Raw genomic sequence first — 25,820 nt, 5'->3', positions numbered from 1 at the left:
GGAGCTTACTTAAATTAAAAATGAGGATAAATATATTGACTTATGGTACAATTTGTAATATAATAATATTCTGCTAATAGTTACTAAAGGATGTGATTCTATGGCAAAAGAGAGCAAAAATAGAACACTTGTTGAAAATAGAAAAGCTAGACACGATTATTTTATAGAAGAATCAATGGAAGCAGGAATTGAATTAGTTGGCACTGAAGTTAAGTCTGTAAGAGCTGGAAAAGCTAATTTAAAAGATAGTTATGCAGAAGTTAGAAACGGGGAAGTATTTATACGCAATATGCATATAAGTCCTTATGAGCAAGGTAATATATTTAATAGAGATCCTTTACGCGATAGAAGGTTGCTTCTTCATAAAAATGAAATAATGAAGCTTGCAGGATATATATCACAACAAGGTTACACTTTAGTACCTTTATCTTTATATTTAAAAAATGGTAAAATAAAAGTTAATCTTGCAGTAGCTAAAGGCAAAAAGAACTATGATAAAAGAGATGCAATGCTTGAAAAAGCAGCTAAAAGAGACATTGAAAGGGAAATAAAGAATAAAATGAGATATTAAAAAATAATTTAAAAAATTTCCTAATATTTATTATTGATTAATTCTATAATTTAATGTATTATATGTAATGTAATTAAGATGCAAGAGAAAAACTTAATAAAATAAAGTTTATTTTTAGATACTACTATAAATATCCTTGCATTCACATAAATATGGGGGTGTATTTGGTTTCGACGGGGGATAGTGGTATCTGAGAAGCGAGTGGAGGGAACCCGTGGTCCCGCCTTAAAAAACTATGGGATTAAATATAAACGCTAATAACGATAATTTAGCTTTAGCAGCTTAGTCTGCTAACGTCAGCCTAAGAGTACCGCGGCTTAGAGTCTGGCGTCGATAGCGGTGAAACGAGCCTGTGTAAGCTTTGCCACAGGAACGGGATATATGAAGCTACTGAAACCAAAAGCCTGTCCTTAGGCGTTTGGTAGAGGGAATGTAAAAATAAGGACTGCACTCGGAGAAGCTCGGATACTACTTCTTTCGGACAGCGGTTCGACTCCGCTCACCTCCACCACATTGAACAACACAATGATACGATAGATAGAAGCCTTGAGAAATCAGGGCTTTTTTGCTTTTTGATGGCAGCCATATCACATATCCCATATAACTTATGTAGTGGGAACCTATGACAAAGCTGTAATGGATTTAATAAAATGATTGAAGATGCTTTAAGTGGCAATATAAACCTTATAATTACAAAGCCAGTTAGCCGATTTGCAAGAAACAGTGCGTCCAGAAAACGCTAAATATATAGCAGGTGGGAATCCTGTCTGGTAAGGTCTAGCCAACCCCCGGTACTCAGCCTTAGAGCCGAAGTGGTGTAAATAGAAGAGGTAATTATAAACTTGTTCATAATACATTAAGTAAAAAGCTTAGGGCAAAACAGCATTAAGCATAGCAAAGTATTTAACAGAAAATAAAGTTCCAACACTAGTAGGTAAAGGAGTATGGCATCAAAGCACAGTATTAACCATTCTTAAAAATGAAAAATATAAAGATGATGCGGTACTTCAAAATAAGTTTACAGTAGATTTTCTAACAAAGAAGATAAAGAGAAACGAAGGGGAAGTTCCACAGTATTATGTAGAAAACAGCCACCCTGCAATTATCTCACCTAAAGCTTTTGATATGGTGCAGATGGAGATAAAAAATAGAAAAGTTGCAAGAGGTTATAAGACAGGAAGAAACTACTTCTCAGGAAAGATTATCTGTGGTGACTGTGGAAGTTTCTATGGCAGAAAGGTATGGCATTCCAATGATAAGTATAGGAAGGTTATTTGGCAGTGCAATTCTAAGTATAATAATGAGGAAAAGTGCAAGAGACACCATTTATAAATGAAGAAGATTTAAAGAATGCCTTTGTAGAGGTGTTTAATGGAGTTATAAATAATAAGGAAGAAATATTAAAAGGGTATGAGGAAGTTATAAAGGAACTTACAGATGTTAAAGATTTGGATGAAAAAATATATGAAATTGAAAAGGAAGCAAAAGAAATTATAGATGAGATAAACAGATGCATACGTGATAATGCAGCCAAAGCACAGGATCAAGAGGAATATATGACAAGATACGATGCCTTAATTGAAAGGTATGAAGGAAAGAGAAGGTCAATTGAAGATGCTGAAAATGAAAGCTTTGAAAGGCTTGCAAAGAAGGATAGGATAGATGAATTTATGAAGGTTTTAAGGGATAGGGGATAGGGATATGTTAATAGATGAATTTGATGGTGAGCTTTGGAATATGGTTATTGAGGCAGTTAAGGTTTATGAAGGTGACAAGATGGTGTTTGTGTTTAAGGATGGGATGGAGGTTGTAATGTAAAGGGGCTATGGATAGTTAGCCTCTTTTTAGCATAGAGTTAAATTACATTAAAAGGAATTATGCTCAAAATGTTGTATATTAATATTGGAGGATGTATTTTCATTTACCATGTGTAGAACAATGTAGAAAAATATAGAAAAATTTTTATTGACTGTATATATATATATATACATAATTGATTATGTAAGTTTTTATGAGTATGTGCACACATAATAAAAGATGGCAGTTTTATAGATATATCGTTGCCATAAACAGGACAAAGATGCTAGCATCTCAATACATGATTTTTCTTACACATAAAATCTTCAAGAGCAAATTGATGTTAACAATTTTTACATCGGATATTTTTGATTACCTCTTTTGTCTTTCCCAAAGTGATAGAAATTTTGACTATGGCATCTTGAACATGAAATTTTATTCAATGATTTGCACATAATTTCATCTCTCAGGGGGATGAAATTCAAATGAACCTAATTTAGTAGAAAATGGTTTGTTAATAGTTTTTTTAGGTATACTGAAGAAATATATGAAACAACAGAACCTTATTATTTATTTTTAAAATGTCTGAAGGAAAATATGGATAGAGAAGAACAAATAATATTTTTTAAAAGAAAGTATCCTGATTTACATGTTTCGGAAATTGAAAAAAACTTAACGGTTATTGAAAAAGATCTTAAGGAGTTGGGAGTTATCGTATGATAAGATTAAAAAATGTAATAAAAATATACCAAAATATACCAGTATTAAATGTGAATGAACTTACAATAGAAGATAAAACAATAAATTGTTTCATAGGAAGTAATGGTGCAGGTAAGTCTACTCTTATATTCATTATATGTGGTTTTGTCTATCAAACAAAAGGGGAAATTTTAATTGATGGATTTTCAAATAAAAGCAGCTATATGCGAAAAAACAGTCATATTGTACTAGAAAGTGGAAAAGGTTTTTATGAATACTTAACAGGCAAAGAAAACATACAGTATTTGTTGGGAATTAATAAAATAAAGTATAAAGCTAAAGAAGAAGAATTACAGCAATATATTGATGACTTTGAGTTTAGTGAACACATAGATAAAAAAGTTAGTGAGCTATCACAGGGGAACAGACAGAAACTTTCTTTGATACTTGCCATGCTATTAAGACCTAAATATCTTGCAATGGACGAGCCAACCAATGGTTTAGATGACAATGCAAAAAGAGTGTTATTACAAAAGCTTTATGAATTAAAAGAGAATGGCAGCACAATATTAATAACTACCCATGATTCTGATTTAATAAAGCATGATTCATTTAATATATATGAAATGAATAAAGGTGAAATTGTTAGTATAAAGAAAGGGAATGAATATGATACTTAATTATTATATAGAATTACGAAGGAGTATATTAGAATTTAAAAACTTTAAAATTAATATTATATTTGCTAATTTAGGATATATCATACTTTTTATGGGGTTAATTGACTTTTTTGACAATGAAAGAAAAAGTCTGTTTTTTCTGCTTTTTACATGGTATTGGTCTTTGCACGGTTTAGATAGTACCGCTTTTATATTGGAAGAGGAGATTGAATATAGGACTTTGTTCAACATTCTTTCAAGTAAAGTAAGTATTTTTTCAATTATTGCTATGAGAAATCTTATTCAGATATTTATGGATTTTATGAAAGGTTGCATTATTTTTATTATAATAGCAATAGTATTGAATATGTCATTGAATGTTTCTTTAAGTCAATTTTTACTAATATTCATTTTTATTATAACTACAACTATCATTATGTATCTAATTGGAGGAATAATCGGAAGCTTTGCCTTGGTATATAAAAGGATAAGTTCACTTTCTGGAGTTTTGTATTATGTAATATTATTTTTCTCGGGCATTTTTTATGAAGTAAAAGTATTTTCAGTTTTATTTCCTTTTACAGTTTTAAATAACATCATTATATCTTTATTAAACAACAACAAAATTCCAATGAATTCAGTTATAATAATATGTTTTCAATTAATTGGTTACTTAAGTTTAATGTTCCTATCGTTTAAAATAAATTGTAGAAGATTATATCGGGAGGGTAAAATTCTTCATGTGTGATAGTTTTTTATTTTTAGTTAAAATAGATTTAATGAAAAAAATACAACAAAACAAAAATTATTTCATAGATTATTTTTTAAGTGAAGCAACAGATATTTTTTTCCTTTTAGGAATTATTTTTGTTGAATATAATACTAATCATAATAATAATCGAATTGTCTTAGATAAATATTTTATTTTTAGAATATTTATGTGGTTTATTTTAACTGGAGTTATTGGAAAGATTATTTCAGAAGTAGAGCGGGAAATTCGTATGGATTATTTAAGAAATATTTTGCATCACAAATGTTCTTTTACTGATATTTTTCTTTCACGAGTTATTTCAACTTGTATAGAAATTATACTTGTTGTATTGATTCCTGTATTATTGGTATTGTTTGTTTCAGATATGAATTTTACATTGTTTTCATTTCAAACATTATTATATTTTATTCTAATTTTAGTAATAACGGTTTTCTTGTCCTATTTATTTTTGTTAGTTGTTCTTCATGTTAAGAGAATAATGGCTGCTCATGGACTGTTTTCAAACTATCTATTATTTTTTAGTGGATTAGTTTTTTTAGACAGTAAAAATAAGATTGGATTATTTAGACGTTTAAACTTTTTTTTATTTAATAACATAAATTTGTTGTATTTAAGTATTTTTTTTATATTTATTATCATTCTTATTTTAGGAATTGTTTTTCTACAAAAAAGGATTTCACTAAAGATTCACATGCTATGAAAATTAGCTATTTAAAAATTGGAGAGAGTATTAGAATAGGATTAATTAAATATTGTATCAACATCATCGTATAAAGACAAATTTGAACGTTCCATTGATAAGATAGATAGAAGTCTTGAGAAATCAGGGCTTTTTTGATTTTTGATGGCAGCCATATCACATATCCCATATAACTTATGTAGTGGAAACCTATGACAAGAGCTGTAATGGATTTAATAAAATGATTGAAGATGCCTTAAGTGGCAAGATAGACCTTATAATTACAAAGCCAGTTAGCCGATTTGCAAGAAATAGTGCGTCCAGAAAACGCTAAATATATAGCAGGTGGGAATCCTGTCTGGTAAGGTCTAGCCAACCGCCAGTACTCAGCTTAGAGCCGAAGTGGTGTAAATAGAAGAAGTAATTATAAACTTGTTCATAATACATCAAGTAAAAAGCTTAGGGCAAAACAGCATTAAGCATAGCAAAGTATTTAACAGAAAATAAAGTTCCAACACCAGCAGGGTAAAGGGGTATGGCATCAAAGTACAGTATTAACCATTCTTAAAAATGAAAAATATAAAGATGATGTGGTACTTCAAAATAAGTTTACAGTAGATTTTCTAACAAAGAAGATAAAGAGAAACGAAGGGGAAGTTCCACAGTATTATGTAGAAAACAGCCATATTCGCTGCTAAGCTCTGCCAAACTCTTACCAGAGTTATAGAGCTCTACAATTGTCTTTCTAAATTCTTCTGTATAATACTTTTGCCCTTTTGCCATTCTAGACACTTCCTTTCCTTTTTATATTTTAAGGCGTTTGGCTTTTTGTGTCTACACTAATATACTAACACCAATTAACATTATTTTATTTTGCTCAGAAGAAGATGTAGATTAAAAGAAAAATCAATTATTACTTTAATGTTTTACGCAAGGATAGTAAAAATAGCCAAATATAATAAAATTCAAGATTTTAATCCTTAAAAAGGAGAGCGTAATTAAATTTGTGTAGAATCAAATCTAATTACGCTCTTTTTTGAAAAATTATTGTTGCCAATTAACAGTTATAATTCCAGTAGAATTTGTTGGAGTTGTATACGTGTGGTTAGAACCACCTTCCCAAACAACAGAAGAACCATTTTTCTTTATAAACTTAAATTGAATATTTGTATTAGAGGGAACGTTTACATCATAATACCATGTAGGATATTTATAAACTACTTGATTAAATATAGGACCTATAGCTTTATTTGTATCCCAATTACCTAATTCAGCAGTATTGCCAACTAAATATAGATTTTCTCCTAAATTTGTATTAGCATTATTTACTACAAATCTTACTAATACTTGAGAAGATGTTAAAACATCAAAATTATTAAAAGTGTTACTCGTTAAACCTGATGCAGTCTTTAAATATACTCCAATTTTTCCAGGTTGAATTGAAGGAACTGTAACTTTAATTTCAGTATCGCTCCAAGAAATAACTGTTGCAGCTGTACTGCCGAAATATACACTTCCTTTAGTACTTCCAAATCCTCTGCCATCAATTACAATTGTTTGACCAGGTTTTGCCATAGGATGTCCAATATGCCCAATTGTAGGATTATTAGTATTTGAAGTATATTGCCAAACAGCTGCACTGCCAGCAGGAAGAGTAAACGAATTCACTGAGCCGTTGCTGTTAACAGTTATGCTATTACCAGAAACTATCCCGCTTAAAAAATCTGAATATGTTCCACTTGGCAAAGATGTATAAATTCCATTAACACTGACACTGGTATTTAAATTTTTGTTTATTGCAACTAAAACTACGCTATTACCGAATTTTCTTTCATAAGTGTAAACATCATTATTAATCCATTTTTCTGTTGTAGTTCCATAAGAAAGTGCAGGATTTGTTTTTCTAAGTGGTGCTAATTTTTGAATAATTTTATAAGCAGTTGTTGTTTTATTAAAACTTGCCATCATTGCTCTGTTGTTTGGATCTCCGTTGCCAGTCATATATTGTTCTGTACCATAATATATAGCAGGAACGCCACGAGATGTCAGTAATAATGTTAAAGCTAAATCTGTTTTTCTTGTGTTTCCATTAGTTATAGTAAATCTATCCATATCGTGATTATCAATAAAAGTAACTTGATCATTTATGTCTTCATAAGAATTGTAAGTATCAGTAATCATTGAATTTAGACCATACATTGTGTCGGTATTATCTCTAAAGACTTGTCTAACTTTTTGAGCAAATCTGAAATCTAAAAGGCTCATGCCACTATTATTAGCAAAATAATGATTATTTAAATCAACTTCATTGGTACCTAAAAACCATTCACCAAAAGTAAATACGGGCTTATAACTATATATAGAGTCCATAAAATTTTTTTGCCATCCCATAGGCATATGTTTTACAGCATCCATTCTTATCCCGTCGATACCCATATCTAACCATTTTTTTATTGATTCTTTAATATATGAATCAACTATATTATTTTGATGATTTAAATCTGCTAAATCAAATAAATTTTTATATATACCATCTTCTAATGTAGAAAAATTAGTTCCACCATTATGATGGAATATTCCATTTGTATCATTTGAATAACCTGCAATTAGTGAACCGTTATCATAGAGGCGTCCGTTTTCAGCATAATTAACATTATCTTCATCAGCAGGAGATGTATGATTAGGAGCAAAATCAATTATTACTTTAATGTTTTTTGCATGAGCAGCATTTATTAAATTTTGAAAATCAGTAAATGAACCAAAGAATGGGTTAGTTTTTTTAAAATCTCTTGCCCAATATCCATGATAAGAAGTACTTCCATCACTTAAAACGGAATAAATATTTTCAATAGGCTGAGAAATCCAAATTGCAGTAATACCCATATCGGATAAATATCCATCATTAATTTTATTTATAATGCCTTGCCAGTCTCCACCAAAATATTTTTTTAGTTGAGTTTTAGATGAATCATATAAAGTTCCAGTAGGATTGTTTGATGTATTACCATCATAAAAACGATCTGTAACAATTTGATAAATTACATCTGTAGAGAAATTTACCTTATTTGATACAGAAGAATCACCACTATAAGTTGATGCTGTTAGTGCTTTAGGCGGATTATTAATGTATAGAGAAAATAATAATATAAAAGAAAGGATAAAAGGAAATAATTTGTTTTTTATTAAGGCATTAAATTTACGCATATTAAAACCTCCTTAATAATATAATTTATTAAACGTTTAAGTTAATGAAATTATATTCATTATAACAAGATAAAATGGAAAATTCAATAATTAAATAAAAATTCTGTAAATTTTTATTTAATAAATGGTAAAGTAAATAATTCATAATATAAATATAAATTTATTTAGAAATGTTTTGGTTAGATTATTAATTATAGTAAATAAGAAAACAATTTAAAGTATATTTTTATATCATTGTATTATTGAAAAAATTACAAAAAAGAATTTAGCGAAAAATGCAATATTTTGTATTAATTTATGTTTTAAAATTTTTCTAAAAATATAGACAAACGTTTGCAAAAATATTATAATATAATTAACTTAAACATTTAAGTTAATGAATTAAAATTTAATTAAGGGGGAAGTAACATTGAAAAAGTCATTAGCAATTATTCTTTCAACTGTTTTAGTTACATCATTAATGACAGGATGTGCAAAGAAGCCAGTTGAAGAAAGTGAAACAGAGAGTAATGCTCAAACAAATACTGAAGCAAAAGCAGAATTAAAGCCAGAAGAAGGAGCTTCACTAGTTGTTTGGGAAAGTGAAGGAGCAGAAGGAGAATACATGAAATATGCTGCTCAAGAATTTGAAAAAAAATATGGTGTTAAGGTTAAATATGAGGCTGTTGATCATATAGCAACAGCTGGAAAACTACAACAAGATGGACCTGCAGGAGTTGGAGCAGATGTTATATCAGCACCACATGATAATTTAGGAAAGCTTATTGCAGCAGGACTTATAAGACCTAATAACAATCCAGATAGAATAAAAAAAGATTTCATTGATGCAGCCGTAAACGGTGTAAGTATGGATGGAACAGTTTATGGTTATCCAACTACTAAAACTGTCATTGTAATCATGATTTTTTCTTTGGTGTAAGTATGGATGGAACAGTTTATGGTTATCCAACAGCTATTGAAACATATGGTTTAATATATAATAAGGCATTAATTAAAGAAGCACCAGCTACTTATGAACAAATAATTGAATTTGCTAAAACTTTTAATAATCCAAAGGAAAAGAAATATGCACTTTTATGGAATGTTGGAGATGCATATTTTTCATATAGTTTCTTAACTGCAAATGGTGGTTATGTATTTGGTAAAAATGGTACTGATAAAAACGATTTAGGGTTAAATAATGAAGGTGCTATAAAAGGTGCTGAGTTTTTTAAGAGCTTAAATTCAATAATTCCATTAAAGCAAAAAGATGCTAATTATCAGTTAGTAGATGGTTTATTCTCAACAGGAAAGGCTGCTATGATTATAAATGGACCATGGGCACTTGAAGGATACAAAAAAGCTGGAATTGATGTTGGTGTTGCAAAGCTTCCAACGTTTGAAGGAAAGCAGCCAGTCAGCTTTTCAGGTATTAGAAGTCTTTTTGTAAGCTCATTTACTAAATATCCAAATGCTGCTGCATTATTTGCAGATTTTGTAACTTCAGATGAAATGTTATTAAAGAGATTTGAAATGACTAAACAGCTGCCTCCAGTTAAAACTTTAGCTGAAAAAGAAGAGATAAAGAATGATCCACTAGTTGCTGGATTTATGGATCAAACTCAATTTGCACAACCAATGCCATCAATTCCACAAATGAGTCTTGTATGGGATCCACTAGCTGCTGCATTTTCAACAATTTGGGATGGAAAACAAGAGCCAAAAGCAGCTCTTGATAAGGCTGTTCAAACAATAAAAGATGCTATAGCTGCACAAAAATAAAAAATCAATATTTAATTTTATATATTATAGATATGTGCTTAAGCACATATCTATAATAATTATATAATAAGAGGTGAAAAAATGGAAAATAAAAAAAATTATCATGGCTTTTCTACTTAATTATGGGATCAGGCCAGATTTTAAAGGGAGAACATATAAAGGGTATAATTTTACTTCTTATTGAAATAGTAACAATTGTTTTAGGTGTTCCTTATTTTGCCAATGGGCTATGGGGGCTTTATACTCTTGGTGAAACAAAATTTCATTATAATTCAAAAGGCATTGCGGTATATGACCATTCAATTTTTTTGATGTTACAAGGTATAATTTCTATTTTTTTAATAGCTATTTTTATTGGCGTTTATATTTATAGTATTAAAGATGCCAGAAAACCTAAAAAAGAAAAAAAGGAAAGTTTCAAGGAAGTAATTGATAGAAATTTCCACTATATAGTAATGACACCTGGAATGTTATCATTAATGTTTTTTATTTTATTACCAATAATATTTACTGTACTTATAGCTTTTACAGATTATTCATCACCATATCATCTGCCACCTAGAAATCTTATTAATTGGGTAGGCTTACAAAACTTTAAAGAGTTATTTGGACTTAAGATTTGGAATGAAACTTTATCAGGAATATTTATGTGGACAGTTGTTTGGGGAATACTTGCAACAGTTACAAGCTATTTTGTAGGATTATTATGGGCGTTAATAATAAATTCAGCAGGAGTTAAAATTAAAAAACTTTGGAGAACAATATTTATTATTCCATATGCAGTACCTGGACTTATATCAATGCTTGTTATGAGACTTTTATTTAATGGTTCAGGACCAATAAATGATTTGTTTGAAAGTATAGGATTACCAAGAATAGGATGGTTAACTGATCCTACTATGGCAAAGGCTACTTTGGTAATGATAAATATGTGGCTTGGAGCACCTTATTTTATGGCTCTTATGACAAGTATATTAACAAATATACCAAAAGATTTATATGAATCATCAGATATAGATGGTGCAACAGCATGGCAGAAGTTTAGACATATAACATTACCAATGGTATTATTTTCAACAATGCCATTATTAATATCAAGCTTTGCCTATAACTTTAATAATTTCATGCTAATTTATTCAGTATCAGATGGAGGACCAGTTAATGCTTCATATAGATATGCTGGAGATACAGATATTTTAATTTCATGGATATATAAAATGACTTTAAACCAACAACAATATCATATGGCTTCAGTTGTAACAATATTTATATTTGTATTTATAGCACCAATTGTTGCATATAGTTTTACAAGATCTAAATCCTTTAGAGAGGAGGACCTAGTTTAATGAATATTAATAATTATACTAAAAAAAATAAAAGGAAACTTACAACTAAGGAAATAATATTAAAAGTAATAGTATATACGTTTCTTGTGCTAAATAGTATATTTATACTTTTCCCTATACTTTGGATTATAGGTTCTTCTCTTAATCCAGGTGATAGCTTATATTCATCAAGTATGATACCTAAAAATCCAACATTTATTCACTATAAAGAGTTATTTACAAAAACAGATTATCCAATTTGGTATAAAAATACGTTAAAAATTGCTTTTTTAAATATGATTATATCAACAATACTTACTACATTTAACGCATATGTATTTTCAAGATTTAGATTTAAGGGAAGGAAGGCAGGACTTGTTACAGTTCTTGTACTTCAGGTATTTCCAAGTTTTTTAACTCTTACCGCTGTGTATACATTACTTTTACAGCTTAATTTGCTTAATACACATTTAGGATTAGTTCTATTTTATTCAGGGGCACAAATACCTGGGAATACATGGCTAATAAAGGGATATTTTGATCAAATTCCAAGAAGTTTAGATGAAGCCGCAAGAGTTGATGGAGCATCAAATTTTATAACATTTACAAAAATTATAATGCCTCTTGCAACTCCAATTATGGTATTTTTAGCATTGACTACATTTATAGGACCTTGGATGGATTTTATATTCCAAAGTTTAGTTTTAAGAAGTGCTGACAAAAAGACATTAGCTATAGGACTTATGGATATGGTTACAGGACAAACTAATACTAAGTTTACATTATTTGCATCAGGTGCAATATTAGTTGCTATTCCAATAGTCATACTATTTGTTATAACTCAAAAATATGTTGTAGAAGGATTATCATCAGGTGCTGTAAAAAGCTGATGTAAATATATTCCCTTCCTGCATTGACTGTTCTATTCATAAGAGTATAATATAGATTATCATTAAAAAGGTTGATTTTATTTATTGCATTGGTGTGGAGGGAATATATGAGAAAAGCTACTTTAAAGGATATAGCAAAGGAGGTAGGAGTCTCAGTTGCAACTGTATCTTATGTATTAAATGGAAATCCAAAGCAAAGTATTTCAGATGGAACAAAGGATAAGATAATACAAGTTGCAAATAAATTAAACTATGTTCCAAATCTTGCTGCAAGGTCATTAGTTATGAAAAAATCAGGGCTTATAGGAGTTTTGATTGTAAAGAGTAAACAAAATAAATTGCCTATAATGACAAACCATTATTATAAATTGCTTGAAAATATTGAAGAATATCTTGCTGATAAAGGATACCATGTGTTGTCATCAAACATAGATTTAGATGAACCTAATTTAGATATAATAAAGCAAAGAGATTTAGAAGGTGTACTTGTTGTAGATGTTGATAAAAGTATATTTTATAATATATCAATAAAGTTTACTGTACCAATAATTTTAATAGACACATATTTAGATGATATATTATTTCATAAGGTAATAGTAGACTATGTTGAATGTGCAAAAAAGATAGCTGATTTATACAAAGTTAACATAAATGATTCAGTTATTTTAATACCAAAATTAAATAGTAAAGATTTAATGAATGAATTATTAGAAAAAAATAAAGATAAAATAATATATTTTGTTGATTCAAAAGAAAAAGTAGAGGATATATTAAAAAAATATAAAGATAGACATTTTATAGTTGTATCAGAAGAATTAGGAATACTTATGAATAATTATATAGATAATAAAAATTTATCTGTTATATGCATAAATGATCAGGAATATCTTTTAAAAGAAGATATAAATAAAGTATCAATAAATTTAAATCAAATGGCAAAAGTAATAGTTAATATTTTATTTAAATATATTGATGGAAATTTTAAAAATAATAAGTATACAATTATTAAGGCAGATTAATCTGTCTTAATAATCATTTTACTTAAACGATTAAGTTTTGGAGGAATATATATGTTTAAAGAAGCAATTTATCATGAAAGTGACAGCACATATGCTTATCCATTAGATGAAAAAACTTTATGTCTTAAACTTAGGACTAAAAAAGATGATATTTATAATGTTAAACTTTTATATGGAGATAGATATGATACTTCTAAGATAGTTACAATGTATGAAATTCCTATGAAAAAAATTTTTACAGATGATTTATTTGATTACTATGAGATAACAATATCACCAAAGTTTAATAGAATTTGTTATTGCTTTAAGTTAGAAGATAAATGTGAAAAAATATATTATGCACAAGGAAGATTTTACAATATATTACCTGAGGATAGAAATAAATATTTTATATTCTCATATATTTGCAAAGGGGATTTATACAAAGCCCATGATTGGTGGAGACAATCAATATTTTATCAAATATTTGTTGATAGATTTAATAAAGAAGAAATTGATGAGAATTGGTTTGATGAACCAACTAATAAAAGAATGTTTGGAGGAAATATAAAAGGGATACTAAATAAATTAGATTATATTGAAGAACTTGGAATAAATGCAATATATCTAACTCCCATATTTGAATCACCTAGCTGTCATAAATATGATACTATAGATTATTACAATATAGATAAATCTTTTGGCGATAAGAGTATATTTAGAGAATTTGTAAATAGATGTCATGAAAGAGGTATAAAGATTATACTAGATGCAGTATTTAATCATACAAGTGATGAATTTTTTGCATTCAAAGATGCTATTAAAAAAGGTAAAAAATCAAAATATTATGATTGGTACTTTTTTAAAGAAGACGGAAGTTATGAAATGTTTGGACATTCTAAAAATATGCCAAAGCTAAATACAACAAATAAAGAAACTAAAAAATATCTTTTAGAAGTTTCCAAATATTGGATAGAAGAGTTTGATATAGATGGATGGAGATTAGATGTTGCAAATGAAATAGATCATAAATTTTGGAGAGAGTTTAGGGAGGTTGTTAAAGATGCAAAGGAAGACGCAATAATAATAGGAGAAGTTTGGGATGGAGCAGAGAGCTATCTTAAAGGAGAACAATACGATTCAACTATGAATTATCCATTTATGAATATAGCACTTGAAGTATTTGCTAAAAATACAGCAACATTAAATGAATTAGACTGTTTTATACAAAACCTATTTGCAAGATATAGAAAAGATATAAGATATAATCTTCTAAACTTAATAGACAGCCATGATACAGCGAGATTTTTATATGAATGTGAAAATGATAAAGAAAAATTAAAATCAGCTGTATTTTATATGTTTACTTCTATTGGAATTCCAATGATATTTTATGGTGATGAAGTAGGTTTATCAGGTGCAACAGATCCATATTGCAGAATGACCATTGACTTTGAAAACATAGATAAAGATTTATTTGAATTTTATAAAAATATGGCAAAAATAAGAAAAACATCGAAGGCACTTCAAGAAGGAGAATATAGTAAAATATTTGTAAATAAAAATGTATATGCATATAAAAGATACACAGAAAATGAAGAAATAATTTGTGTATTTAACATAGGAGATAAAAATGAAAAGGCTGATTTAGGAATCAATGGTGAAGTTTTAGATTTATATGCAAATAAATTTATAAATATAAATAATGTACTAGAATTAAAGCCATATGAAAAATTTGTTTTAAAATTAAAATAAAGTAGCAATAAATTATATTAAAAAATTTTAGCTATATTGCATAGATAAAAAATAAATACAATCCAGTAGAATATATTTTGATATGCTTATACTTATAATAAATCTTTTTACCCCCTATACTAAAAAGATTTTGTTATATAAGGGCGAGCATATCATTTTAAATTACTACTGGATTTTTTATATTAAGTTAATTTATAGTAATTTTCATATTCAAAACTATGAAAATACTATTGTATTTTTATATAAAATAATTTAAAATGATATAGAAAAGGATTTCTAAAAAATAATAAAGAGGTGTTTATGTATGAGTAAATTTAAATATGTACCTCCAGCTAACGGATATCCTGAATGGAATAATAATCCGCAAATTTTTGAGGTTAATAGAATGAAAGCTCATTCAACGCTTATGCCTTTTGATACTGTTGAAGAAGCATTGGAAGGGAATAAATTTAATTCTAAATATTATCTATCTTTAAATGGATTGTGGAAATTTAATTTTGCTGAAAATCCTGATAAAAGGATTAAAAATTTTTATGAAAATGATTACGATGCTAGTTCTTGGGAGGAAATAAAAGTACCTTCTAATTGGCAAATGCAAGGGTATGATTATCCACAATATACAAATAAAATATATCCTTGGTATGGTAAAGAAAATATAAAGCCACCAACAGCACCTACAAAGTATAATCCTGTAGGTTCATATATAAGAAATTTTAATATACCAAAAGAATGGGAAGGTAAACCTTTATATATAAGTTTTCAAGGAGTAGAATCTGCTTTTTATGTTTGGGTAAATGGAGAATTTGTAGGATATAGCGAAGATACCTTTACTCCATCGGAATTTGATATAACACCGTATATTAAAAAAGGAGAAAACAAACTTGCAGTAGAAGTTTATAGATGGTGTGATGGAAGCTGGTTAGAAGATCAAGATTTTTGGAGGTTAAGCGGTATTTTTAGAGATGTTTATTTATATTCTACACCAGAAGTACACATATATGATTTTGCAGCAATTCCTGATCTTGATATTGATTATAAAAATGCAAATTTAACTATAAAAGCGAATATAATAAATTATTATAATAAATCTATGGAAACTTTAAATTTAGAGGCAATGCTTTATGATAAAAACAAAAATAAAGTATTAAATATGCAAACTATGACAACAGATATAGATTTAAATGATAAACACGAATGTGAAGTTAAATTTTCATCTTTTATTGAAAATCCATTAAAATGGAGTGCTGAAGTTCCTAATCTTTATACATTAGTACTTGTTTTAAAAAATAGTTTAGGCAATATAATAGAAACAATAAGCTGTAAAATAGGTTTTAGAAAGTTTGAAATTAAAGATGGACTTATGAAAATAAATGGCAAAAGAATACTATTTAAAGGTGTCAATAGACATGAATTTAGTCATATAGATGGAAGAGCTATAAGTTATGATGATATGTTATATGATATAAAACTTATGAAAAAGTTTAATATAAATGCGGTTAGAACTTCACATTATCCCAATAATGAAATTTGGTATGATCTTTGTGATGAATATGGTTTATATGTTATAGATGAAACTAATTTAGAAACTCATGGAATGTGGGAATTAGGACATTATAAAGAAGAAGAAATTATTCCAGGAAGTCATAAAGAATGGACTGATGCAGTTATAGATAGATGTAATTCCATGTTTCAAAGAGATAAAAATCATCCATCTGTTATAATATGGTCTCTTGGCAATGAATCTTATGGAGGAGAAAATTTTATAAAAATGCATGATTTCCTTAAAGAAAATGATCCAACAAGATTAGTTCATTATGAAGGAATTTTTCATAATAGAGATTTCGAAGATGCATCAGATATAGAAAGTCAAATGTATACAAAGCCTCAAGACGTAGAAATGTATGCTTTAAATAATCCTAAAAAACCATTTATTCTTTGTGAATATAGTCATGCAATGGGAAATTCTTGTGGGAATTTATTTAAATATTGGGAATTATTTAGGAAATATCCTGTGCTTCAAGGAGGGTTTATTTGGGATTGGAAAGATCAAGCTATACTTACTAAGACACCTGAAGGAATAAATTATTTAGCTTATGGCGGAGATTTTAATGATAGTCCAAATGATGGTAATTTTTGTGGCAATGGTTTATTATTTGCTGATAAAAGTTTAAGTCCTAAAATATATGAAGTAAAAAAGTGCTATGAATCTATACATGTTAATAAAGTAGATTTAAAACGAGGAATAATAAAAATATATAATGAGTTTTTATTTACAAATTTAAATGAATATAAGCTTGAATGGAATATAACTAAAAATGGAGAAGTAATTTCTAATGGAAGTTTAGATATAGATATAGAGCCACAAAAATCAAAGGAGATTATAATTGAGTATAATTTGCCACAAAATGCTTTGCCTTATGAAGAATATATTTTAAACATAAGTTTTATATTAAAGAAAGATACTATTTGGGCAAAATCAGGACATGAAATTGCATTTAAACAATTTATTCTTCCTGTTGAACAAAATAATAAAGAATTAAAAATAATAAATTATCCAGAGATTTTTATTTATGATAAACAAAATAAATTAAATATTGAAGGTAAGAATTTTACAGTTATTTTTGATAAAATAAAAGGGGAAATTATATCTTATAAATTTGATGGAGTAGAACTTTTAAAAGAGGGAATAAGACCTAATTTTTGGAGAGCGGTAACAGATAATGATAGAGGCAATATGCTTGAAAAAAGGTGTGAAACATGGAAATATGCTGGAATATTAAAAGAACTTAAAAATATAAATATTGAATTTTACAAAACAAAAGTAGTTTTATACTCTGAATTTGTTATTCCTGCATCAAATTATTCAATATGCAAAATTCAATATGAAATATTAGGTAATGGTGAAATAAAAGTAAGTGAAAATCTTATTCCAGGAGAAAATCTTCCTGAAATACCAGAAGTAGGTACATTGTTTATTATGAATTCAAATTTTGAAAACTTAGTATGGTATGGCAATGGACCTCATGAAAATTATTGGGATAGGAAAGAAAGTGCTAAAATAGGTATTTATAATGGAAAGGTTTGCGAACAGTATGTGCCATATTTAAAACCACAAGAATGTGGTAATAAGACAGAAGTTAGATGGGCTTTATTATCTAATAAAGAAGGTACAGGACTATTGATAAAGGGAGATCCTGTATTTGAATTAAATGTTTTACCGTATTCTATAGAAGAATTAGAAAAAGCTGATCATAATTACAAACTTCCTATTAGTGATAAAGTTGTAGTAAGGATAAACTATAAGCAAATGGGAATTGGTGGAGATGATAGCTGGGGTTCAAAGACTCATCCAGAATTTACTTTATATGCAAATAGAAATTATAAATTTTCTTATACTATAAAAGGAATAAAAAAATAAAACATATAAGTAATAAAACTCTAGGATATATAACTAGAGTTTTATTGCTTAAATAATATATAATAAATTTATAAATAATTCTAATAATTTAAAAGGGGAATGCAAATGAGAAAGTATAAACTTCTTATTGTAGACGATGAAGTTGAAGTTAGAAAAGGAATTATAGAAAAAATAGATTGGAATTTTATAGGATTTGAAATAGTTGGAGAAGCTGAAAATGGCAAAGAAGCACTTGAAGTGTTTGAAAAAACTTTGCCAGATGTACTTATTACAGATATAAATATGCCTTTTATGAATGGTTTGGAATTATCTTCGATTATTAGGGAAAAATATCCTACAACTAAAATAATTCTTATAACAGGCTATGATGAATTTGAATATGCCCATAAAGCTATAAAACTAAATGTTTTAGAATATATATTAAGACCTATTTCATCTTCAGAACTTACAGAAATACTTATAAAAATTAAGAACAAAATAGATAATGAAATTGCTGAAAAAGAAAATATAGAAGCTTTAAGAGAGTATTTTAGAAAAAGTCTTCCTATATTAAAAGAAAAATTTTTAGTTTCACTTATAACAAGTACTTTAACAAAAGAAGAAATTGAGGAAAAAAGTAAGAGTTATAATATTGATTTAAGTGGTAAAAATTACATGGTATCTATTGTTAGTATAGATTTTTCAAGTAATCAAAAGGATTTTAAAGAAGAAAAAGAGCTTTGGAAATTTTCTGTGCTTAATATTGTAGAAGAAATTATAATTAAATATAATTTAGGAGTTGCTTTTATAAATAATGAAACAGTTGTTATTATAAGCAAATCAGATGATTATGATAGAAATAAAATTATTGAAATGAATTTTAATGCATTAGAAGAATTAAGGCAGACTATAGAAAAATTTTTAAAATTTACTGTAACTATAGGTATAGGAAACTTATGTAATGATATAACTAAATTAAACCAATCTTATCAAAATGCTGTTGCTGCACTTGATTATAAAATTTTTATGGGGAATAACAGAATTATCTGGATAGAGGATATAGAACCCAAAAGTGCTGATAAAGTTGTATTTGATGAGCTTAAAGAAAGAAGCTTGGAAAGTTCTATAAAGGTTGGTACATTAGAAGAAATTTCAGATACCATAGATAAACTTTTTAAAGAAATTTCAGATTTTAAGGTATCTTTTAAAGATTATCAAATATATGTTATGGAAATGCTTACAACAATTTTAAAAGTTGCAAGGAATTCAGATATAGATATTAATGATATTTTTGGAAGCAATCATAATTTATTTATAGAATTATATAGTTTAAATACAATAGAAGAAGTACAAAATTGGTTTAAAAATATTTCAATTAAAATAAGAAATTATATAATTAAGGGTAGACAGGATACTGCAAATGAATTAGTTGAAAAAGCAAAAGAATATGTAAAAGAGCATTATAAAGAAAGTGACATAAATATTAATAAAGTTTGCACTTATCTTCATATAAGTCCAAATTATTTTAGTTTTATATTTAAAAGAGAAACAAAAACAACTTTTATAAATTATTTGACTCATGTAAGAATGGAAAAGGCGAAGGAACTTTTAAGAACAACTAATATGAAAACTTTTGAAATTGCAGAAAATGTAGGCTATTCGGAGCCTAATTATTTTAGTTATAGTTTTAAAAAGAGATTTAATCTATCACCTTCAGAATATAGAAGCAGTATAAAATAAAAAGTACAATAAGGAGTTTGAAATAAATGACCGAACTAACTAAAAAAATAAGCAATTTTATAAAACTTAAAAGTATACAATCAATAATTACAGTATCTTTTGCTTTTATAACTGTTATTTTTATGGTTTTTATAAGTGTTATATTATCAGGAAAATTTTCAGATACAGCTAAGCAAAATGTAAGTAAAAGTACAATGCATGTTATTGAACAAATAAGTTTTAATGTAGAAAATTATAGAAATAACATGATAGATATTGTAAATTTAATAGATGAAAATATTAATAAAACTGACAATATTAATAGTTCAAAACTTGTTGAAAAGCTAGATGTTATACTTGATATGAAAGATGATATAGTTTCTATAGCATTATTTTCAGATAAAGGCAAAATTATTATAGGTGATCCTTTTTCAAAACTTAAAAATAATGCTGATATAATAAACCAAGAATGGTTTATAAAAGCAAATGAGAATAATGGTCAAGTATTTATATCATCACCACATGTTCAAAATTTATTTGAAGTTAAACACAATTGGGTAATATCTTTAAGTAAAGCTATTACTTTTAACTATGGAAAAGAAAAAATAAATGGGATACTTCTTGTAGATATAAATTTTAGTTCTATAGAACAATTTTGTAAAAAAATTAGTTTAGGTGAAAGAGGATATGTATATATAATTGATTCAAAAGGAAATTTTATATATCATCCTCAGCAGCAACTTATATATTTAGGGCTTAAAAATGAAGATATTAAAGATGTATTAAAAACTTACTATGGAACGACTATTCAAAATACTGATAAAGAAGAAAGACTTATAACAGTAAAAACTATAGGAAATAGCGATTGGAGAGTTGCAGGAGTATCCTATATGGATGAATTTTACAAAATAAAAAAAGATATAACAAATTTTTCGGCTGCAATTTTAGCTCTTGCAATAATATTTATTATTTTATTGTTTATTTTTATTTCAGCTAAAATAACAAAACCTATTAAAGAACTTGATAATTCAATGAAAAAAGTTGAAGAAGGAGATTTTAATATAAAAGTTGATATTAATGGAGATAAAGAAGTTGTACATTTAGCTAAAACTTTTAACATAATGGTTTCAAAAATAAGACAGCTTATGGATCAGATAGTTATAGAACAAGAAGCAAAAAGAAAATGCTCTTCAAGCTCAAATAAATCCACATTTTTTATATAATACATTAGATTCAATAGTATGGATGGCTGAAAATGGTAAAACTCAAGATGTTATAACAATGGTAACTTCTCTTGCAAGACTTTTTAGAATAAGTATAAGCAGAGGAAGAAATATAATTACTGTAAGAGAAGAAATAGAACATGCAAAAAATTATTTGATAATACAAAAAATAAGGTTTAAAAGCAAATTTAAATTTAACATTGAAGTTGAAGAAAAGGTACTTCAATATAAAACTTTAAAACTTATACTTCAACCAATTATAGAAAATGCTATTTATCATGGGATTGAATATATGTTTGAAGAAGGAAATATAACTGTTTCTGCTAAAGAAGTAAATGGTAAACTTTTGTATGAAGTAACAGATAATGGTTTAGGGATAAAACCAGATATTTTAGAAAATATACTTTCATATAATTCTAAAGAAAATGGAGGGGCAGGAGTTGGAATAAGAAATGTTCATGAAAGAATACAGCTTTGCTATGGAAAAGAATATGGATTGGAAATTGAAAGTGAATTAGAAGAAGGAACTAAGGTAAAGCTTTGGCTGCCTATAGTAAAGGATGGGAACGATGAAAAATAAAATAATATTAATTTTTATTTTAATTAGCATTATTATTTCTGCTGCTTTTTATGGTTTTCATATTTATAAAAATAAAGGGGAAAGCAGTATTGACAGAAGAGTAAATATTGATTTTATTGTAAAAATAAATACTGATCAATACTGGAACTCTGTATATTTAGGAGCTCATGAGGCGTCTAAAGAATTTAATGTGAATATGACTTTTATAGCACCAAGTGTGGAATATGATGTATCAAAACAAGAAGAATTGTTTTTAAATTCTTTAGAAAAAAATGTAGATGCTATTGTATTAGCTGCTTCTGATTATGAAGGAATGAAAAATTTAGTACAAAAGGCTTATGAGAAAAAAATTCCTGTTATAACAGTTGACTCAGGAGTAAATTCTGACAAGGTAGCAAGCAAAATATCTACTGATAATTTTAAAGCAGGTAGTATAGCTGCAGAGAAATTAATTGATGCAGTAGGTGAAAGAGGCAATATAGCAATTATAAATTTTGATAAAAAAAGTGAAAGTGCATATAAAAGAGAATCTGGTGTAATCAATGTATTAAAACAACATCCTGAAATAAATCTAATAAGCAAAAAATATTGTTATTCAAACGAAAAAACTGCCTATAATTTAACTAAAGATATGCTTTTAAATTATGATAAATTAGATGGCATAATTACTCTAAATAATTCAGCTTCACTAGGAGCAGCTCAAGCTATAGAAGAATTAGGTCTTGGTGAAAAAATCAAATTAATTGCTTTTGATAATACACCTCTTGAAATTCAATATTTAGAAAAAGGTATAATAGATTTAATTGTTGTACAAAATCCATTTAAAATGGGTTATCTTGGAATTAAAAATGCTGCTATGGCTGCAAGAGGAATTGATGTAGATAAAGAATTAAATATAGAAACTAGAATTATAGATAAAAATAATATTTATACAAAAGAAAATCAAAAATTTATATTCCCCATTACTAGATAAATATATAAAAATTATTAAATTCTATTGTGTATGTTTACAACACAGTAGAATTTTTATATAACACAGTAGAATTTTATATTATCTTTATATAACAAGGATGTTATTATTAATACATGAAAACGATATATAAATTAAAAATAAAGTATAGGGGGAATATTCTATGAATAAAAAATTAGTTGCGACAGTATTAGCGGCATCATTAGTACTTGGAGGTTGTGCTTCAAAATCAACTTCAACAAATGAAAATGGTTCTTCAGGAAGTTCATCAAAACTTCCAAAGATAGGTGTTACTATATATAAATTTGATGATAATTTTATGTCATTTGTAAGACAGTCAATTGAAAAAGGAGCTAAAGATAAAGCTGATGTAATACTTAACGACTCACAAAATGACCAAGCTAAACAGCTTGAACAAATTGATGCTATGATTTCAAAAGGAGTTAAAGCACTTGCAATTAATTTGGTTGATCCAAAAGCAGCAGGTAATGTTATAGAAAAAGCTCAAGCAGCTGATCTTCCTGTAATATTCTTTAATAAAGAGCCTGATGCAGCTGCATTAGCAGGATATGATAAAGCCTGGTATGTTGGAACTTTATCAAAAGAATCAGGAGTTATGCAAGGTGAATTAATATTAGATCAATGGAATAAAAATAAAGATCAATGGGATTTAAATAAAGATGGAAAAATCCAATATGTATTATTAAAAGGAGAACCAGGACATCCAGATGCTGAAGCAAGAACTAAGTATGTTATTGATACTATAGTTCAAAATGGAGTTGGAGTTGAAAAAATAGCTGAAGATACAGCTATGTGGGATACTAATAAAGCTGCAGAAAAAATGGATGCATGGCTTGCTAAAAATGACGGTAAAATAGAGGTAGTTATTGCTAATAATGATGCTATGGCATTAGGTGCTATAACTTCACTTGAAAAAGTTGGATACTTCAAAAACGATAAATATATGCCAGTATTTGGTGTTGATGCTATTCCAGACGCACTATCTAAGATTAAAGAAGGTAAAATGGCAGGAACAGTATTAAATGATGCTAAAAATCAAGGACAAGCTACTCTTGATTTAGCTATAAATGCTGCTAATGGAAAAGATGTTGTTTCCGGAACTAAATGGAAACTAGATGATAAAAAAGCAGTTCGTGTGCCTTATGTAAAGATTAATAAAGATAATGTAAGCTTTGCAGAAGAAGCATACAAATAAATAAAATAAATATGAGACACACTTAAAGTGTGCCTCATATTATTTAAAATTTAGTGGATAGGAGGGAAATCCATGGATAATACAGCAAAAGAAACAAACAATACAAAATATATATTAGAAATGATAAATGTATCTAAGGAATTTCCTGGAGTTAAAGCATTATCAGGTGTAACACTTAAAGTTAGACCAGGTACTGTTCATGCTCTTATGGGTGAAAATGGTGCTGGTAAATCAACTCTTATGAAATGTTTATTTGGCATATACCATATGGATGAAGGTGAAATTTATTTAGACGGTAAAAAAGTTCATTTTCAAAATTCTAGACAAGCTTTAGATAATGGTGTTTCAATGGTTCACCAGGAATTAAATCAAGTTAGACAAAGAAATATTATAGATAATATTTGGTTAGGACGTTACCCTAAAAAGGGGCTTTTCATAGATGAAGAAAAAATGTATGAAGATACAAAAAAAATATTTGAAGAACTTGATATAAATCTTGATCCAAGGCAAAAAATAAATACTTTATCAGTATCTCAAATGCAAATGGTTGAAATTGCAAAAGCAGTTTCTTATGATTCTAAAGTAATAGTTATGGACGAACCAACTTCTTCACTTACTGAAAAAGAGGTTGAACATTTATTTAAAATAATAGAAAAATTAAAAAAGAAAAATGTAGGAATTATATATATTTCTCATAAAATGGAAGAAATCCTTAAAATATCAGATGATGTAACTATAATGAGAGATGGTCAGTGGATTGCCACAAAACCAGCAAAAGAATTAACTACAGATTTGATAATAAATATGATGGTTGGAAGAGATTTGTCTAATCGTTTTCCTAAAAAAACAAATAAGCCTGGTAAAGTTATATTAGAAGTAAAAAATTTAACTGGAGAAATACAGCCATCAATTAAAGATATAAGTTTTGATTTAAGAGAAGGAGAAATACTTGGAATAGCAGGATTGGTAGGATCAAAAAGAACAGAAATACTTGAAGCTTTATTTGGAATTAGAAAAATAAGTTCTGGAAGTATTAAACTACACGGAAAAGAAATTAAAAATACTAATCCTAATACAGCTATGAAAAATGGGTTTGCACTTGTAACTGAAGAAAGAAGAGTAACTGGTATATTTGATAGATTATCTGTAAGTTTTAACTCAGTTATTTCTAATATAGAAAGTTATGTTAAATTTGGATTTTTATCTAATAAAAATATAAGCAGAGACACTCAGTGGGTTATTGATTCAATGAGAGTTAAGACTCCTAGCCAAAAAACTGTAATAGGAACTCTTTCTGGTGGAAACCAGCAAAAGGTTATCATAGGTAGATGGCTTTTAATTAAACCTGAAATATTAATGTTAGATGAACCTACAAGAGGTATAGATGTTGGTGCTAAGTTTGAAATTTATCAGCTTATGAATAATTTAGCTGCAGAAGGTAAGTCAATAATAATGGTATCATCAGAAATGCCAGAGCTTTTAGGTACAACTGATAGAATATTAGTTATGAGTAATGGAAGGGTTGCCGGTATAGTTGAAACTAAAAATACAACACAAGAAGAAATAATGAGATTATCTGCAAAATATTTATAAAATATTATGTTA

General features: G+C 27.6%; 22 protein-coding genes, 1 other RNA gene and 4 pseudogenes. 24 read left to right on the top strand and 3 right to left on the bottom strand.

The window, feature by feature from the left end; genetic code table 11:
* The first annotated feature begins 100 nt into the window (after positions 1-100).
* The 5 genes and pseudogenes from smpB (at position 101) to B5D11_RS12780 (ending at position 2,268) form a co-directional block, all read left to right on the top strand.
* Positions 101-571 carry an SsrA-binding protein SmpB gene (gene smpB / locus B5D11_RS00680; protein WP_078681117.1) on the top strand — a complete coding sequence of 157 codons (471 nt, stop codon included), beginning with the start codon at positions 101-103 and terminating at the stop codon, positions 569-571.
* A 154-nt stretch (positions 572-725) separates the two neighbouring features.
* Positions 726-1,082, top strand: a transfer-messenger RNA (tmRNA) gene (ssrA, locus tag B5D11_RS00675).
* Between the two features lie 374 nt (positions 1,083-1,456).
* Positions 1,457-1,711, top strand: a pseudogene (locus tag B5D11_RS13020) (recombinase family protein); the annotation flags it as partial.
* A complete protein-coding gene (locus tag B5D11_RS13015; RefSeq protein WP_347476660.1) occupies positions 1,697-1,903 on the top strand; it encodes a zinc ribbon domain-containing protein in 207 nt (68 codons plus the stop codon). The pseudogene B5D11_RS13020 and the gene B5D11_RS13015, both read left to right, overlap by 15 nt.
* On the top strand, positions 1,882-2,268 hold the full coding sequence (locus B5D11_RS12780; RefSeq protein WP_228201947.1) for a hypothetical protein: 387 nt from the start codon (positions 1,882-1,884) through the stop codon (positions 2,266-2,268). Before B5D11_RS13015 ends, B5D11_RS12780 begins: the two co-directional genes overlap by 22 nt.
* A gap of 446 nt (positions 2,269-2,714) precedes the next feature.
* Here B5D11_RS12780 and B5D11_RS12775 read toward each other — a convergent pair.
* Positions 2,715-2,823: pseudogene (locus B5D11_RS12775) on the bottom strand (IS1 family transposase); the annotation flags it as partial.
* A gap of 142 nt (positions 2,824-2,965) precedes the next feature.
* On the opposite strand from B5D11_RS12775, the gene B5D11_RS12905 reads away from it, so the two are divergent.
* The 6 genes and pseudogenes from B5D11_RS12905 to B5D11_RS12770 all read left to right on the top strand — a co-directional run.
* A complete protein-coding gene (locus B5D11_RS12905; RefSeq protein ID WP_265936962.1) occupies positions 2,966-3,088 on the top strand; it encodes a hypothetical protein in 123 nt (40 codons plus the stop codon).
* Positions 3,085-3,747, top strand: coding sequence for an ATP-binding cassette domain-containing protein (locus B5D11_RS00665; RefSeq protein WP_078681116.1), 663 nt, complete (start codon positions 3,085-3,087; stop codon positions 3,745-3,747). The genes B5D11_RS12905 and B5D11_RS00665 overlap by 4 nt, the downstream gene beginning before the upstream one ends.
* Entirely contained in the window at positions 3,731-4,474 is a 744-nt protein-coding gene (locus B5D11_RS00660) for a hypothetical protein (RefSeq protein ID WP_180376928.1), read from the top strand. The genes B5D11_RS00665 and B5D11_RS00660 overlap by 17 nt, the downstream gene beginning before the upstream one ends.
* Entirely contained in the window at positions 4,467-5,198 is a 732-nt protein-coding gene (locus tag B5D11_RS00655) for a hypothetical protein (protein ID WP_078681114.1), read from the top strand. Before B5D11_RS00660 ends, B5D11_RS00655 begins: the two co-directional genes overlap by 8 nt.
* Positions 5,199-5,403: 205 nt before the next feature.
* Positions 5,404-5,493: pseudogene (locus B5D11_RS00650) on the top strand (recombinase); the annotation flags it as partial.
* 162 nt (positions 5,494-5,655) lie between these two features.
* Positions 5,656-5,863, top strand: a pseudogene (locus B5D11_RS12770) (recombinase family protein); the annotation flags it as partial.
* Here the strand turns inward: B5D11_RS12770 and B5D11_RS12490 are convergent.
* Positions 5,787-5,960, bottom strand: a complete 174-nt coding sequence (locus B5D11_RS12490; RefSeq protein ID WP_143327662.1) for a transposase — start codon at positions 5,958-5,960, stop codon at positions 5,787-5,789. The pseudogene B5D11_RS12770 and the gene B5D11_RS12490 overlap by 77 nt on opposite strands.
* A 261-nt stretch (positions 5,961-6,221) precedes the next feature.
* Complete coding sequence (locus B5D11_RS00645; protein WP_078681113.1) at positions 6,222-8,381, bottom strand: alpha-amylase family glycosyl hydrolase; 2,160 nt, start codon at positions 8,379-8,381, stop codon at positions 6,222-6,224.
* Between the two features lie 409 nt (positions 8,382-8,790).
* Here B5D11_RS00645 and B5D11_RS12900 point away from each other — a divergent pair, with 409 nt between their 5' ends.
* From B5D11_RS12900 to mglA, 13 genes are all read left to right on the top strand, one after another.
* Complete coding sequence (locus B5D11_RS12900) at positions 8,791-9,300, top strand: sugar ABC transporter substrate-binding protein (RefSeq protein WP_278320331.1); 510 nt, start codon at positions 8,791-8,793, stop codon at positions 9,298-9,300.
* A gap of 2 nt (positions 9,301-9,302) precedes the next feature.
* Positions 9,303-10,142, top strand: coding sequence for a sugar ABC transporter substrate-binding protein (locus tag B5D11_RS00640; protein ID WP_278320330.1), 840 nt, complete (start codon positions 9,303-9,305; stop codon positions 10,140-10,142).
* Positions 10,143-10,264: 122 nt separating this feature from the next.
* Positions 10,265-11,488 carry a carbohydrate ABC transporter permease gene (locus tag B5D11_RS00635; RefSeq protein ID WP_078681112.1) on the top strand — a complete coding sequence of 408 codons (1,224 nt, stop codon included), beginning with the start codon at positions 10,265-10,267 and terminating at the stop codon, positions 11,486-11,488.
* Entirely contained in the window at positions 11,488-12,357 is an 870-nt protein-coding gene (locus B5D11_RS00630; RefSeq protein ID WP_078681111.1) for a sugar ABC transporter permease, read from the top strand. Before B5D11_RS00635 ends, B5D11_RS00630 begins: the two co-directional genes overlap by 1 nt.
* Positions 12,358-12,464: 107 nt before the next feature.
* Entirely contained in the window at positions 12,465-13,376 is a 912-nt protein-coding gene (locus tag B5D11_RS00625) for a LacI family DNA-binding transcriptional regulator (protein ID WP_078681110.1), read from the top strand.
* Positions 13,377-13,427: 51 nt separating this feature from the next.
* Entirely contained in the window at positions 13,428-15,110 is a 1,683-nt protein-coding gene (locus B5D11_RS00620) for a glycoside hydrolase family 13 protein (RefSeq protein WP_078681109.1), read from the top strand.
* Positions 15,111-15,414: 304 nt separating this feature from the next.
* On the top strand, positions 15,415-18,528 hold the full coding sequence (locus B5D11_RS00615) for a glycoside hydrolase family 2 TIM barrel-domain containing protein (RefSeq protein ID WP_078681108.1): 3,114 nt from the start codon (positions 15,415-15,417) through the stop codon (positions 18,526-18,528).
* Between the two features lie 105 nt (positions 18,529-18,633).
* The gene (locus tag B5D11_RS00610) at positions 18,634-20,247 is read left to right on the top strand and encodes a response regulator (protein WP_078681107.1); all 1,614 of its coding nucleotides are present in this window, start codon (positions 18,634-18,636) and stop codon (positions 20,245-20,247) included.
* Positions 20,248-20,273: 26 nt separating this feature from the next.
* Positions 20,274-21,449 carry a HAMP domain-containing protein gene (locus B5D11_RS00605; RefSeq protein ID WP_242942234.1) on the top strand — a complete coding sequence of 392 codons (1,176 nt, stop codon included), beginning with the start codon at positions 20,274-20,276 and terminating at the stop codon, positions 21,447-21,449.
* On the top strand, positions 21,427-22,029 hold the full coding sequence (locus B5D11_RS12765; protein WP_347476663.1) for a sensor histidine kinase: 603 nt from the start codon (positions 21,427-21,429) through the stop codon (positions 22,027-22,029). Before B5D11_RS00605 ends, B5D11_RS12765 begins: the two co-directional genes overlap by 23 nt.
* Complete coding sequence (locus B5D11_RS00600; RefSeq protein WP_164850135.1) at positions 22,019-23,002, top strand: substrate-binding domain-containing protein; 984 nt, start codon at positions 22,019-22,021, stop codon at positions 23,000-23,002. Before B5D11_RS12765 ends, B5D11_RS00600 begins: the two co-directional genes overlap by 11 nt.
* A 160-nt stretch (positions 23,003-23,162) precedes the next feature.
* Positions 23,163-24,215: a galactose/glucose ABC transporter substrate-binding protein MglB gene (gene mglB, locus B5D11_RS00595; protein WP_078681105.1), complete on the top strand. Its 1,053-nt coding sequence runs from the start codon at positions 23,163-23,165 to the stop codon at positions 24,213-24,215.
* Between the two features lie 72 nt (positions 24,216-24,287).
* Complete coding sequence (gene mglA, locus B5D11_RS00590; protein WP_078681104.1) at positions 24,288-25,808, top strand: galactose/methyl galactoside ABC transporter ATP-binding protein MglA; 1,521 nt, start codon at positions 24,288-24,290, stop codon at positions 25,806-25,808.
* The last annotated feature ends 12 nt before the right edge of the window (positions 25,809-25,820 follow it).

Origin of the sequence: Clostridium sp. USBA 49, assembly GCF_900167505.1 — a bacterium.
Lineage (GTDB): Bacteria > Bacillota > Clostridia > Clostridiales > Clostridiaceae > Clostridium_AT > Clostridium_AT prolinivorans.
The sequence above is the reverse complement of the archived record's forward strand: the minus strand, read 5'-3'. Positions and strand labels throughout refer to the sequence as shown.

Coding starts and splice junctions, on each gene's coding strand:
- B5D11_RS00635 (WP_078681112.1), top strand. CDS start 10,265: ATGGGATCAGGCCAGATTTTAAAGGGAGAACATATAAAGGGTATAATT.
- B5D11_RS00615 (WP_078681108.1), top strand. CDS start 15,415: ATGAGTAAATTTAAATATGTACCTCCAGCTAACGGATATCCTGAATGG.
- mglA (WP_078681104.1), top strand. CDS start 24,288: ATGGATAATACAGCAAAAGAAACAAACAATACAAAATATATATTAGAA.
- B5D11_RS00645 (WP_078681113.1), bottom strand. CDS start 8,381: ATGCGTAAATTTAATGCCTTAATAAAAAACAAATTATTTCCTTTTATC.
- B5D11_RS00640 (WP_278320330.1), top strand. CDS start 9,303: ATGGATGGAACAGTTTATGGTTATCCAACAGCTATTGAAACATATGGT.
- B5D11_RS00620 (WP_078681109.1), top strand. CDS start 13,428: ATGTTTAAAGAAGCAATTTATCATGAAAGTGACAGCACATATGCTTAT.
- B5D11_RS00655 (WP_078681114.1), top strand. CDS start 4,467: ATGTGTGATAGTTTTTTATTTTTAGTTAAAATAGATTTAATGAAAAAA.
- B5D11_RS00605 (WP_242942234.1), top strand. CDS start 20,274: ATGACCGAACTAACTAAAAAAATAAGCAATTTTATAAAACTTAAAAGT.
- smpB (WP_078681117.1), top strand. CDS start 101: ATGGCAAAAGAGAGCAAAAATAGAACACTTGTTGAAAATAGAAAAGCT.
- B5D11_RS13015 (WP_347476660.1), top strand. CDS start 1,697: ATGGTGCAGATGGAGATAAAAAATAGAAAAGTTGCAAGAGGTTATAAG.
- mglB (WP_078681105.1), top strand. CDS start 23,163: ATGAATAAAAAATTAGTTGCGACAGTATTAGCGGCATCATTAGTACTT.
- B5D11_RS00630 (WP_078681111.1), top strand. CDS start 11,488: ATGAATATTAATAATTATACTAAAAAAAATAAAAGGAAACTTACAACT.
- B5D11_RS12905 (WP_265936962.1), top strand. CDS start 2,966: ATGGATAGAGAAGAACAAATAATATTTTTTAAAAGAAAGTATCCTGAT.
- B5D11_RS00660 (WP_180376928.1), top strand. CDS start 3,731: ATGAATATGATACTTAATTATTATATAGAATTACGAAGGAGTATATTA.
- B5D11_RS12490 (WP_143327662.1), bottom strand. CDS start 5,960: ATGGCAAAAGGGCAAAAGTATTATACAGAAGAATTTAGAAAGACAATT.
- B5D11_RS00665 (WP_078681116.1), top strand. CDS start 3,085: ATGATAAGATTAAAAAATGTAATAAAAATATACCAAAATATACCAGTA.
- B5D11_RS00610 (WP_078681107.1), top strand. CDS start 18,634: ATGAGAAAGTATAAACTTCTTATTGTAGACGATGAAGTTGAAGTTAGA.
- B5D11_RS00600 (WP_164850135.1), top strand. CDS start 22,019: ATGAAAAATAAAATAATATTAATTTTTATTTTAATTAGCATTATTATT.
- B5D11_RS00625 (WP_078681110.1), top strand. CDS start 12,465: ATGAGAAAAGCTACTTTAAAGGATATAGCAAAGGAGGTAGGAGTCTCA.